General features: G+C 68.6%; 11 protein-coding genes and 1 rRNA gene. 2 read left to right on the plus strand and 10 right to left on the minus strand.

What is annotated here, in order from left to right; all coding sequences use genetic code 11:
• Positions 1-80: 80 nt before the first annotated feature.
• Genes ABIB15_RS13820 through ABIB15_RS13845 form a run of 6 tightly spaced genes read right to left on the minus strand, consistent with a single transcriptional unit; the run spans position 81 to position 5,861 of the window.
• Positions 81-839 carry an ABC transporter permease gene (locus ABIB15_RS13820; RefSeq protein ID WP_354479788.1) on the minus strand — a complete coding sequence of 253 codons (759 nt, stop codon included), beginning with the start codon at positions 837-839 and terminating at the stop codon, positions 81-83.
• Positions 836-1,657 carry an ABC transporter ATP-binding protein gene (locus tag ABIB15_RS13825; RefSeq protein ID WP_502908986.1) on the minus strand — a complete coding sequence of 274 codons (822 nt, stop codon included), beginning with the start codon at positions 1,655-1,657 and terminating at the stop codon, positions 836-838. The genes ABIB15_RS13820 and ABIB15_RS13825 overlap by 4 nt, the downstream gene beginning before the upstream one ends.
• On the minus strand, positions 1,654-2,526 hold the full coding sequence (locus ABIB15_RS13830) for an ABC transporter permease (protein WP_354479817.1): 873 nt from the start codon (positions 2,524-2,526) through the stop codon (positions 1,654-1,656). The genes ABIB15_RS13825 and ABIB15_RS13830 overlap by 4 nt, the downstream gene beginning before the upstream one ends.
• Positions 2,527-2,542: 16 nt before the next feature.
• On the minus strand, positions 2,543-3,559 hold the full coding sequence (locus tag ABIB15_RS13835) for a TIGR03842 family LLM class F420-dependent oxidoreductase (protein ID WP_354479790.1): 1,017 nt from the start codon (positions 3,557-3,559) through the stop codon (positions 2,543-2,545).
• An 8-nt stretch (positions 3,560-3,567) separates the two neighbouring features.
• Positions 3,568-4,989 (minus strand): dihydropyrimidinase, encoded by a 1,422-nt coding sequence (hydA, locus tag ABIB15_RS13840; protein ID WP_354479793.1) that lies wholly within the window; start codon positions 4,987-4,989, stop codon positions 3,568-3,570.
• A gap of 23 nt (positions 4,990-5,012) precedes the next feature.
• Positions 5,013-5,861 (minus strand): nitrilase-related carbon-nitrogen hydrolase, encoded by an 849-nt coding sequence (locus ABIB15_RS13845; protein WP_354479796.1) that lies wholly within the window; start codon positions 5,859-5,861, stop codon positions 5,013-5,015.
• Positions 5,862-6,107: 246 nt separating this feature from the next.
• Between ABIB15_RS13845 and ABIB15_RS13850 the strand changes: the two genes are divergently transcribed.
• On the plus strand, positions 6,108-6,698 hold the full coding sequence (locus ABIB15_RS13850) for a nitroreductase family protein (protein WP_354479799.1): 591 nt from the start codon (positions 6,108-6,110) through the stop codon (positions 6,696-6,698).
• A 38-nt stretch (positions 6,699-6,736) separates the two neighbouring features.
• Here ABIB15_RS13850 and adhP read toward each other — a convergent pair whose 3' ends face one another.
• The gene (gene adhP / locus ABIB15_RS13855; protein ID WP_354479820.1) at positions 6,737-7,747 is read right to left on the minus strand and encodes an alcohol dehydrogenase AdhP; all 1,011 of its coding nucleotides are present in this window, start codon (positions 7,745-7,747) and stop codon (positions 6,737-6,739) included.
• A 226-nt stretch (positions 7,748-7,973) separates the two neighbouring features.
• Between adhP and ABIB15_RS13860 the strand changes: the two genes are divergently transcribed.
• Complete coding sequence (locus tag ABIB15_RS13860; RefSeq protein ID WP_354479802.1) at positions 7,974-9,263, plus strand: ATP-binding protein; 1,290 nt, start codon at positions 7,974-7,976, stop codon at positions 9,261-9,263.
• A 199-nt stretch (positions 9,264-9,462) separates the two neighbouring features.
• Here ABIB15_RS13860 and ABIB15_RS13865 read toward each other — a convergent pair whose 3' ends face one another.
• The 3 genes from ABIB15_RS13865 to rrf form a co-directional block, all read right to left on the minus strand.
• Positions 9,463-10,458: an HAD-IIA family hydrolase gene (locus ABIB15_RS13865; RefSeq protein WP_354479806.1), complete on the minus strand. Its 996-nt coding sequence runs from the start codon at positions 10,456-10,458 to the stop codon at positions 9,463-9,465.
• Complete coding sequence (locus ABIB15_RS13870) at positions 10,455-11,645, minus strand: tetratricopeptide repeat protein (protein ID WP_354479809.1); 1,191 nt, start codon at positions 11,643-11,645, stop codon at positions 10,455-10,457. The genes ABIB15_RS13865 and ABIB15_RS13870 overlap by 4 nt, the downstream gene beginning before the upstream one ends.
• Before the next feature lie 111 nt (positions 11,646-11,756).
• A 5S ribosomal RNA gene (rrf, locus tag ABIB15_RS13875) occupies positions 11,757-11,850 on the minus strand; the annotation flags it as partial.

Consider the following 11,850-nt stretch of genomic DNA (forward strand, 5'->3'; position numbering starts at 1 on the left):
TCTCCTTCGTGCTGTTCGGATTTGCTGGTGACTGCTTCTTTCAGGCCACCCCGACACCGTCGGCAGGGGGACGTCGGGGGTCACGCCGTGCGGCGCGAGACGGCTTTCTCGATCGCGAGGGTCGCGGCGTAGAACACGACGCCGAGGATGATCGCGCCGAACACGTAGGCCCAGGCGCGCGGGTAGGCGCTGTTGGCCGCGGCCGAGGTGATGCGGGAGCCGAGACCGTTCTGCAGCCCGCCGAAGTACTCGGCGACGATCGCCGAGATCACCGCGAGCGAGGAGGCGATGTTGAGCCCCGTGAACACGTAGGGCAGGGCGCCGGGGATCGTGACGGTGCGGCTGATCTGCCAATTGGATGCCGCGTACGCGCGCATGAGGTCGCGGTGCACCGGCAGCACCTGGCGGAGCCCGCGCAGCGTGTTGATGAACACGGGAACGAACACGACGATCGCGACGATCACCCGGCGCGGCGTTTCGCTCGTCGCCCCGTACATCGTGGTGAGCACGGGGGCCAGCGCCACGATCGGCACGACGGCGATCGCGGCGACGACGGGCGTCAGCAGCTCGTCGATGAAGCTGAGCCGGGAGGCGAGCAGCGCCATGCTGATGGCCAGCAGCGCGCCCGCGATCAGTCCGATGAGCGCGTTGGCGCCGGTTGCGAGGAACGACGTCCAGAGCACCGGCGAAACGAGACCCAGCTGCGTGAGGATCGCCGTTGGAGCGGGCAGCAGGTAGGGCTGGATGTCGCCGAGAGCGACAAGCAGCTCCCACGCGACAAGGACGACCAGCCCGAGCGCCACGGGTGGCAGCACGAAACGCAGGGTCGCCGATCTCATCGCAGGTCCACTCCCCGTACCGCGGCATCCGGCCGCGTCTCGGTCGGCGCCCCGTGCAGCGCCTCGCGCACCCGCGTGACGCCCTCGAAGAAGCTGTCCTCCTCGCGCAGCGTCTCACCGCGCTCCTCGCCGAGGGCGACGTCGACGATCTCGCGGATGCGGCCCGGCCGCGGCGACATGACCACGACGCGGTCGGAGAGGAACACCGCCTCGGGGATCGAGTGGGTGACGAACACGACGGCGGCGCCCGTCTCGGCGCAGATCCGCACGAGCTCGGTCTGCATGCGCTCGCGCGTCATCTCGTCGAGCGCGCCGAACGGCTCGTCCATGAGCAGCAGCTCGGGGCTCTCGGCGAGCGAGCGTGCGATCGCGACCCGCTGCTGCATGCCGCCGGAGAGCTGGTCGGGAAAGTTCGCGGCGAAATCCGACAGCCCGACGAGGCTCATGAGCTCTGCGACGCGCGCGCGCCGCGTCGGCGCCGGCACCCGGTGCAGCCGGAGCGGCAGGTCGATGTTCGCCTCGACGGTGCGCCACGGCAGGAGCCCGGCGCTCTGGAAGGCGATGCCGTAGTCCTGGTCGAGCCTGGCTTGGTGGGCGGGCTTGCCGAAGACGGTGACGGCCCCGGATGTCGGCTGGTCGAGGTCTGCGATGAGGCGCAGAAGTGTCGACTTGCCGCATCCGGACGGCCCGATCAGCGACACGAACTCACCCGCATTCACCGTGAGGCTCACGTCGTCAAGCGCGGTGACCCCCTCGCCCTTCTTGGCGGGGAAAATCTTCGTGGCGTGGCTCACGTGAACCGCCATGGCGTGGCTCATGCGGTCACCTCGTTTCTGCGATAGCGCTTCAGGGTCAGTCCGGCGAGCGCCACGATCCCCGCCGCGGCGAGGCCCATGATCACGGCGACGGCGATGGGCGAGTACGCCTTTGCCGGGTCGCTCGATCCCGACTGGGCATATTCGATGATGAGGCGGCCGATACCGCCTTTGGCGCCCGTGGACACCTCGGCGACGACGGTGCCGATGATGGCGGATGCCGCGCCGAGGCGCAGCGCCGGCAGCAGGTACGGCACGCTCGCGGGCAGTCGCAGATACAGCAGGGTCGCCCACCACCCGGTCGCGTAAGCGTGGAACAGCTCCACGTTGATCTCGTCGGGCGACTGGAGGCCGCGAAGCGCACCGACTGCCACGGGGAAGAACGCGAGGTAGGCAGCGATCACGGCCACCGACATCCACCGCTCCCACTCGAAGGCGCCGATCTGCACCCGGCCGCCCCAGCTGACGATGAGCGGGGCAAGGGCGATGAGCGGCACGGTCTGGCTGAGAACAAGCCACGGCAGCACCGCCGACTCGGCGACGCGGAACCGCTGCATGAGCAGCGCCAGGCCGAACCCGACGATGGAGCCGATGAGCAGCCCCACGGAGGCCGTGCCGAGGCTCGAGGCTCCGGCGAGCAGCACCGAGATCCACACGGGCGGCGATCCCTCGGAGGAGTTCACGGGCTCGAGCGCACGGGAGATCATGTCCCAGATGTGCGGCATCGCGAGGTCGGTCGTGCGCGGCAGCAGCTGCAGCCCGGCCACATCGACCCCCACTGCGGGGCCCACGGCCTTGTAGAGCTCCCAGATCACGCCGAGCAGCACGATCGCGAGCGCGCCCAGCCCGATGCGCCTGGCCAGACCGGTCATCCCGCGCACGGCCCCGTCATGCCTTGGCCACGATCTGCTCCTTGAGTGCGGGGATGACGCTCTCCCCGTACACGCGGAGGGTCTCCTCCTTGTTGTCGTGCTGCAGGTAGCCGGCGAACTGGTCGACGCCGAGCTCCTTGAGTGCTGTGAGCTTCTCGATGTGCTGCTCGGCGGTGCCGAGCAGGCAGAACCGGTCGACGATCTCGTCCGGCACGAAGTCGGCGTGCGTGTTGCCGACGAGCCCGTGCTGGTTGTAGTCGTACCCCTCGCGCGCGGCAATGTAATCGGTGAGCGCCTTGGGCACGGAGCCGTCGGCGCCGTACTTGGCGACGATGTCGGCCACGTGGTTGCCGACCATGCCGCCGAACCAGCGCGTCTGGTTGCGCATGTGCTCGATGTTGTCGCCGATGTACATGGGCGCGGCGACGCAGAACTTGACGGCCATCGGGTCGCGGCCGGCCTTCTCCGCGGCATCCCGCACCGTCCCGATCATCCACGCGGCGATGTCGAGGTCGGCGAGCTGCAGGATGAAGCCGTCGCCGACCTCCCCCGTGAGCTTGAGGGCGAGCGGTCCATAGGCGGCGACCCACACCTCGAGCGACGACCCGACGCTCCACGGAAACTGCACGGTCGCGCCGTTGTGTTCGACCGCGCGGCTGTTGGCGAGCTCGCGGATGACGTGGATCGACTCGCGCAGCGTCCTGAGAGTGGTCGGGGCGCCTCCCGTGACGCGCACGGCGGAGTCGCCCCGGCCGATGCCGCAGACCGTGCGGTTGCCGTACATCTCGTTGAGGGTGGCGTAGGTGGATGCGGTGACGGTCCAGTCGCGGGTCGCCGGGTTGGTGACCATCGGGCCGACGATGACGCGGTTCGTCTCGGCCAGGATGCGGCTGTAGATCACGTAGGGCTCCTGCCAGAGCAGGTGCGAGTCGAAGGTCCACACGTGGCTGAACCCGTGCTGCTCCGCGAGTTTGGCGAGGTGCACGGTGCGTGAGGCCGGCGGGGTGGTCTGAAGTACTGCTCCGAAATCCACTGTGCTCCTTAGATCAGGTACTGGCTGAGGCCGCGCTTGACGAAGTGACCGTCACCCTTGGCTCCGAGGTACTGGTTGTCGTCGATGACGACCTTGCCCCGGGACAGCACGGTATCGACGTGCCCGTCGATCTCGAAGCCCTCCCACGCGGAGTGGTCCATGTTCATGTGGTGGGTCTTCTCGTAGCCGATGCTCGTGTGGCCGTTCGGGTCGTAGATCACGATGTCGGCATCCGCTCCCGGGGCGATGACGCCCTTCGTGCCGTAGAGCCCGAACATGCGGGCGGGGGTGGTCGAGGTGATCTCCACCCACCTCTCGAGGCTGATCTGCCCGTCGACGACACCCTGGTAGAGCAGGTCCATGCGGTGCTCGACCGAGCCGATCCCGTTCGGGATCTTCGAGAAGTTGCCGAGGCCCAGATCCTTCTGGCCCTTCATGCAGAATGGGCAGTGGTCGGTGGAGACCATCTGGATGTCGTTGGTGCGCAGCGACTGCCACATGTGCGCCTGATGCCCCTCGGCCTTCGATCGCAGCGGCGTGGAGCACACCCACTTCGCGCCCTCGAAGCCGGGTGCGCCGAGCTGCTCCTCGAGCGACAGGTAGAGGTACTGCGGGCAGGTCTCCCCGAACACGTTCTGGCCGACGTCGCGCGCTGCGGCGAGCTGCTCGACGGCCTGCTTGGCGCTCACGTGCACGACGTAGAGCGGGGCGCCGGTGAGGTTCGCGAGCATGATCGCCCGGTGGGTGGCCTCCTCCTCCATCTGCCAGGCCCGCGCGACGCCGTGGTAGTAGGGGTCGGTCTTGCCCTGGGCGAGCAGCTGGCTCACGAGCACGTCGATCGCGGGGCCGTTCTCGGCGTGCATCATCGTCATCATCCCGGTGCGCGCCGAGACCTGCATGGCGCGCAGGATCTGCGCGTCGTCGCTGTAGAAGACGCCCGGGTAGGCCATGAACATCTTGAAGCTCGTGATGCCCTCGTCGGGCAGCGACTCCAGCGCCTGCAGGGAGTCCTCGTTGACGTCGCCGACGATCTGGTGGAAGGCGTAGTCGATCGCGCAGTTGCCGCGGGCCTTCTCATGCCAGGTGGCGAGGCCGTCCATGACGCGCTGCCCGTAGGTCTGCACCGCGAAGTCGATGATCGTCGTGGTGCCGCCCCAGGCTGCGGCCCTCGTGCCGGTCTCGAAGGTGTCGGATGCCGCGGTGCCGCCGAACGGCAGCTCCATGTGGGTGTGCGCGTCGATTCCGCCGGGGATCACGTACTTGCCGGTGGCGTCGATCACGGTGTGCACCGAGCGGCTGAGGTCGGTGCCGAGCACGACCGAGCCGGGCGCGAGCACCGCGACGATGCTCTCGCCGTCGACGAGCACGTCGGCCTGGCTGCGGCCTGTCGCGGTGACCACGGTTCCGCCACGAATGAGGGTGGTTGTCATGACTGCTCCCTTGCAGCGGGCGGTTACGGGGCGACGGTGGCGGTGTAGGAGTCCGGGCGGCGGTCCCGGTAGAACTGCCAGTTGTTGCGCACCTCGCGGATGACGTCGAGGTCGAGATCGCGGATGACGATCTCGGTCTGGTCCTCGCTGGCGATGTCGCCGACGAAGTTGCCGCGCGGGTCGACGAAGTAGCTCGACCCGTAGAAGGTCACGGCCTTGTCGCCGAACTCCTCGGTCTCGGTGCCGACCCGGTTGTTCGCCCCGATGTAGTACTGGTTCGCGGCGGCCGCGGCGGGTTGCTCGAGCTCCCATAGGCGGTTCGACAGCCCCGGCTTGGTCGCCGAGGGGTTGAATACGATCTCGGCGCCGTTCAGCCCGAGCTCACGCCACCCTTCGGGGAAGTGGCGGTCGTAGCAGATGTAAACGCCGACCTTGCCGACCTGGGTGTTGAAGACGGGGTAGCCGAGGTTGCCGGGGCGGAAGTAGAACTTCTCCCAGAAGCGGTCGAGGTTGGGGATGTGGTGCTTGCGGTAGCTGCCGAGGTTCTCGCCGTCGGAGTCGATCACGACGGCGGTGTTGTAGTACACGCCCGGCATGGCCTCTTCGTAGATGGGGAGCACGATGACGATGCCGAGTTCCTTCGCGAGCGCTTGAAAACGGGTCGTGGTGGGACCGGGGATCGACTCGGCGTACTCGTAGTATTTGGCATCCTCGATGATGCCGAAGTAGGGCCCGTAGAACAGCTCCTGGAAGCAGATGACCTGTGCGCCCTGGGCCGCCGCGTCGCGCGCGAACTTCTCGTGCTTGGCGATCATCGATTCCTTGTCGCCGGTCCAGGTGGTCTGGGTCAGTGCTGCACGTACAACGGTCACGGTGGGCCTCCTGGTCTGAGCGCGTGATGTCATTGTCAGACGCTCACATTTCGGAATCGTTTCCAACAATGACGTTGGCGTAAAACCTACGGCTCATCTGGACTACTGCATAGAGCCGCGCCGTGGCCCGACCGAGAACCGGGGCGCGACGCCGACCGCGTCACGACGGAATACTCGGCGGCCCGCTGCGTTGGAGCGATCAGGGTCAGCGTCGTCCCGATCATCCGCTCGAGAGAAAGACAGACCGTGAACCTCATCACCGACACCGTGGACCGTTCCGCCGAGACCGACCAGACGCTTATTCCCGCGCTCTCCGAGCGGTGGAGCCCGCGCGGTTTCGACGCCGCCGCGGTCATCGACGAGCGCGTGCTGACGACCGTGCTCGAGGCCGCGCGGTGGGCACCGTCGGCCTCCAACAGCCAGCCCTCGCGGTTCATCGTTGCCCGTCGCGGCTCGGACGACTTCGCCACCATCGAGAGCGGACTGATGGGCTTCAACCAGGCCTGGGCCTCCGCGGCATCCGTTCTCATCGTGAACATCGCGGAGCTCGAAACTGACGGCAAGGAGAACCGGTGGGCGCGCTACGACCTCGGCCAGGCCGTCGCGCACCTGTCGGTGCAGGCGCAGCACGAGGGGCTGCACAGCCACCAGATGGGCGGAATCGACGCCACTGTGCTGTCGAGCGCGTTTGGTCTCGCCGAGAACCACGCCATCGTCTCGGTGATCGCTCTCGGCGTGCTCGCTGACATCGCAACGCTCGATCCCGCGCTGCTCGAGCGCGAGTCGGCGCCGCGCACCCGCAAGCCGCTGTCGGAGCTGCTGATCTCCAACGCCTGAGTGGACGGCGCCCCGGCCCGGGTCGCCGGCCGCTCGGGTCAGTACTTGATGACGACGCGGCCGTCGATCTTGCCGTGCTTCATCTCCTCGAATATCTCGTTGATCTCATCGAGGCGGCGCTCGGAGACAGTCGGGTGGATGACGCCGCGCGCGTAGAAGTCGAGCGCCTCCTTGAGGTCCTGGCGTGTGCCGACGATCGATCCGCGCACGGTGAGACCCTTGAGCACGATGTCGAAGATCGGCGCGGGGAAGTCGCCCGGCGGCAGGCCGTTGAACACGATCGTTCCGCCGCGACGCGCCATCCCGATCGCCTGCCCGAAAGCGGACGGATGCACGGCCGTCACGAGCACGCCGTGCGCGCCGCCCGTGACGCGACGGATCACCTCGACCGGGCCCTCCTCACTGGCGTTGACGGCGAGCTCGGCACCGTGCTGGCGGGCGAGGTCGAGCTTCTCCTCCGCGACGTCGACGGCGACGACGCGCAGGCCCATGGCGACGGCGTACTGCACCGCGATGTGCCCGAGGCCGCCGATTCCCGAGATGACGACCCATTCGCCGGGCTGCGCCTCGGTCATCTTGAGCCCCTTGTAGACCGTGACTCCCGCGCACAACACCGGGGCAACCTCGATCGGGTCGGCGCCGGCCGGGATGCGGGCGGCGAATCTCGAGTCGACGAGCATGTACTGCCCGAACGAGCCGTCGACGCTGTAGCCGCCGTTCTGCTGGGACTCGCACAGCGTCTCCCAGCCGGTGAGGCAGTATTCGCACGAGCTGCACGCCGACCACAGCCAGGCGTTCCCGACGATGTCGCCGACTGCGAGATCGGTCACGCCGGAGCCGAGCGCAACTACCTCACCGACACCCTCGTGTCCGGGGATGAACGGCGGCGACGGCTTGACCGGCCAGTCCCCCTCGACCGCGTGCAGGTCGGTGTGGCAGACGCCCGTCGAGATCAGGCGTACAAGGGCCTGGCCCGGGCCCGGCTCGGGCAGCGGAACGACCTCGACGGCGAGGTGTGCTCCGAACTCCCGCACGACGGCGGCCTGCATGGAGGAGGGGGTTCGACCCTCGTGGGCTTCGGATCCGCCGGCGGCGGCGGTGGGTGTCAGGGTTGTCATGTCTTAACTCCTTCGGTGAGACGTTGTCATCACACGGCGACGGTAGCCGCGGCAAGGTAGCGCCCCAGTTGCACCCTGGTGTGCGGGCATCCGTTCGGGCGGGCCGTGGGATGATGCTCGGAACACGAGCGGCAACGACGACGAACGGGGAACGCGCATGACGAACTGGCGCATCAGGGACTTCCACACTGCCGACCTCGACGGCATCCTGCACCTGTGGGAGATCGTCAAGGCAACCGGCGTCGAGCCCGTTTACGCGCTCTCGGAGGTGCTCGCCTCGTGCGAGAAGGACCATGCCGTTGTCGCGATGCACGGCGACGAGGTCGTCGGTGCCGCCGTCGCCCGCGCCGCCCACGATCAGGGCTGGGTCGTGTTTCTCGCCACCTCGCCGGGATGGCGCGGGCAGGGAATCGGTGCGGCGCTGCTCGCCGCCATCGAGAAGCGGATGGCTCCGCACGGGCTTACCAAGCTCTCGGCGCTCATGCCCGAGACCGAGACCAGGGTCGAGGCGTTCCTCAACAACGGGTTCGAGCTGAAGAAGAACCTGCGGTACTTCGAGCGGCAGATCCGGGTGCATCGGCAGGAACTGGGCCCTCTGAGCGAGCTCGGCGGGCGGCTCATGCCGCGTGACCTGTGGGACCTCGTGGCCGGCATGAAGCGGGAGAAGGAGCTGCTGGAGCGTCGCCTCGTGCTTCCACTGGCCCAGGCCGAGCTCGCCGAGGAGTTTGGCGTCGTGCCGCCGCGGGCCGTCGTGCTCTTCGGGCCTCCCGGCACCGGCAAGACGACGTTCGCGAAGGCGATCGCGTCGCGGCTCGAGTGGCCCTTCGTCGAGGTGTTCCCGTCCCGTCTCGCGGCCGACCCGAACGGCCTCGCCGGGGCGCTGCGGGAGACATTCCTCGAGATCGCGGAGCTGGAGCACGCGGTGGTCTTCATCGATGAGGTCGAGGAGATTGCCTCGCAGCGCTCGGGCGGCGCCCCGTCACCTCTCCAGGGGGTCACGAATGAGCTGCTCAAGATCATCCCCGCGTTCCGCGACCAACCGGGCCGGCTGCTCGTTTGTGCGACCAATTTCGTCCGCGCGCTCGACTCCGCGTTCCTCCGCCACGGGCGCTTCGACTACGTGATCCCGATCGGGCTACCCGACTCCGAGGCGCGCGCCGCGATGTGGCGGCGATTCATCCCCGCGGCGGTCGTCGATCAGGTCGACGTCGACCTCCTCGTTACGCGCTCGGAAGGGTTCTCCCCCGCCGACATCGAGTTCGCCGCACGCAGCGCCTCGCAGCGTGCCCTCGAGAAGGCCGTCTACGACGTGCCCGCCGCGGCACAGACGAGGCGCGGTCCGGCAACGGACGACTATCTCGACGCGATCGCCGAGACGCGCATGACCGTGAGCGCCGAGGTGGCGCAGGAGTTCCTCGAGGACATCGACACCATCGCGCGCCTGTAGCGCGGACTCACTCGAGCGGGGCATCGCACGGGCACACCCACGCGACCCGCCCACAAACGCTGCCTCACCCGCCCACAACCCGACACAATTTGGCCACTCGCGGGATGGCTGGTGCGGTTCAGACTGTGACGGCCGCGGGGTTGTGCCGTGAGGGGTAGCGCAGACCAGGGCGGGCGGACGGGCGCGCCGACAGCTGCGGCTACTCGTAGAGCGCGGCCGGCACGTCCAGTCCGTAGATTGCGAGGCCAGAGCCCCAGATCGCCGCGGCGCCCGCGCGAAGCAGGTCGATCGGGCGCGGCCCGAAGGCCCGGATGCTGACGACATTGCCGGCGACGCGAACGACCGCCTCGCCGACGCTCACGGTGCGACCGGCGGCATCCCTCTCATCGAGGACAGGCGGGTACGGCTCGTGCAGCTGCCGAAGGTCGTCGAGCAGGAATGTCGGCCGGCTCTTCGCGTCGGCCGCGAGCACCTGCTTGGCGCGATCGATGCCCGTGAGAACAAGAGCGGAGGGGATGCCGGCGCGGTTCGCCCCGAGGATGTCGGTGTCGAGCCGGTCGCCGAGGAAGAGCGCGGAGGTACCGCCGAAGCGGCTCATCGCCTCGGTGAAGATCGGCACCTCTGGCTTGCCGGCGACGACGGGCAGGCGCCCGACAGCGGTGTGCACCGCAGACACGAGAGTGCCGTTTCCGGGGGCGATGCCGCGCGCGACGGGGATGGTCCAGTCGGTGTTCGTCGCGATCCAGGGGATGCCGGTGTGCAGCGCGAACGCGGCCTCGGCGAGCTGGGTCCAGCCGACGGACGGGTGGAAGCCCTGGATGACTGCGGCGGGCGAGTCCTCTGCGCTCGTCGTCGGCACGAAGCCGGCGCGCACGACCTCGGAGATGAGTCCCTCGCCGCCGACAACCAGAACGGTCGCGCCGGCCGGCACGGTGCCGGCCAGCAGGCGCACCGCGGCCTGGGGCGAGGTCACGACGTCATCCGGCCGCACGGTCAACCCGAGACCAGACAGGTGCTCGGCAACGGAATCCGGTGTGCGAGCGGCGTTGTTGGTGATGTAGCCCACCCGCATCCGGCTCGCCGCCGCATTTATGCTCTCGACGGCATATGGGATCGCCTTGGCGCCCTTGTAGACGACCCCGTCGAGATCGGCGAGCAGAAGGTCGACGCCCTCGAGGGGAGTCGCGCCGCTCACGCGGGCGCCTCGTCGGAGCGGGAGGGGGACGGCTCGGCAGTGCCGGCAGCAGACTCGACGTCGGCCCCCTCGGCCGGCGCGTCTGCATGGGCGCGCTCGACGGCGGGCGCCTCGTCTGCCCCATCGCCCTCAGCGGGCTCATCAGCGTGGACGCGCGGAACGGAATCAGCCTCGTCTTCGTCGCCACCCACGCGGTCGTCCTGAACCTCGTCCTCGAACTCGTCGTCGAACTCGAGCTCCTCCTCGACGACCTCCATCGTCTCGTCGTCGTCGCCCAGCTCGCTGGAGTTGAGCGCGCCCTGCGCGCGGTCGGAGCGCTCGTACCACTCCTCCGCCTCATCGGTGCGCCCGAGATCCTCGAGCACGGCGGCGTAGGCGTCGAACAGGGCGGGGCTCCACGAGAATGCGACGTTGGCGTCGAGTTGCGGGATCTCGAGTTCCGACAGGGCGGCGTCGAGCTGCCCGAGGTCGAGCCGCGCGCCGGACATAGCGATCGCGAGTTCGACCTGCACGTCGACCGGGAGGGTCGAACGCTCGACGGAGCGGCCGAGCTCGAGTGCCTTATCTGGACGGCCGAGCCCGCGCTCGCTGTCGACCATCATCGGCAGCTGGTCGTTCTTGCCGGAGATGCGGCGGTAGGTGCGCAGCTCGCGCAGGGCGAGGCCGAAGTCGCCGGTGAGGTAGGCGGTGATCGCCAGCGTCTCGCGCACGACGGCTATGCGTCCGGCGCGGCGAGCCGCGGACACGGCGTGCCGGTGGGCCAGCGCGGGGTCCTCCTCGATGAGACGGGCGGCCATAGCGAGGTGCCTCGCGACCTCCTCGGCGTTCTCCTTGCTGAGGGTCTTGAGCTGCGTGCGTGCGCCGCGGTCGAGGTCGCCCGCCTTGACGTCATCCGGGATCTCGGGGTCGTCGTGGCGGTTGCGCACCGCCTTGATGCCGTAGGGGTCACGATCCTCCCACTCGGTGTCCCGGCCGCCGCGCTGTGTCTGGAACGGGTTCCCGGCGGAGCGGTCGACGCGACCGCGGTCCCCCGCTCCGGCCCTCGGCGAATCCGAACCGCGGCCGGGACCGCCATCACGCCGCGGACCGCCGGATGCCGGCTGTCCCCGACGGGGGCCGCTCTGGTCGGAACGTGCGCCGTCTGGCTTGCCGCCTGGCCGCTTGTTGCGGTCGCCCGAATCGCTCACTGGGATCTCCTGTTTAGCTATAGATGTGATCTCGCCTATGCTCGCGCACCAGCTCGTTAACGCAAAATGGCCACCCCATCGGGGTGGCCATTTCACGTGTTGCTAAGTTAAGTCCGGCGGTGTCCTACTCTCCCACAAGGTCCCCCTTGCAGTACCATCGGCGCTGAGAGTCTTAGCTTCCGGGTTCGGAATGTGACCGGGCGTT

It is taken from the genome of Marisediminicola sp. UYEF4 (assembly GCF_040546025.1).
GTDB lineage: Bacteria > Actinomycetota > Actinomycetes > Actinomycetales > Microbacteriaceae > Marisediminicola.

What these genes read in the sequence shown, in the direction of transcription:
- ABIB15_RS13820 (WP_354479788.1), bottom strand. Translation starts at nt 839, where the DNA reads ATGAGATCGGCGACCCTGCGTTTCGTGCTGCCACCCGTGGCGCTCGGG.
- ABIB15_RS13825 (WP_502908986.1), bottom strand. Translation starts at nt 1,657, where the DNA reads ATGAGCCACGCCATGGCGGTTCACGTGAGCCACGCCACGAAGATTTTC.
- ABIB15_RS13830 (WP_354479817.1), bottom strand. Translation starts at nt 2,526, where the DNA reads ATGACCGGTCTGGCCAGGCGCATCGGGCTGGGCGCGCTCGCGATCGTG.
- hydA (WP_354479793.1), bottom strand. Translation starts at nt 4,989, where the DNA reads ATGACAACCACCCTCATTCGTGGCGGAACCGTGGTCACCGCGACAGGC.
- adhP (WP_354479820.1), bottom strand. Translation starts at nt 7,747, where the DNA reads ATGCAGGCCGCCGTCGTGCGGGAGTTCGGAGCACACCTCGCCGTCGAG.
- ABIB15_RS13860 (WP_354479802.1), top strand. Translation starts at nt 7,974, where the DNA reads ATGACGAACTGGCGCATCAGGGACTTCCACACTGCCGACCTCGACGGC.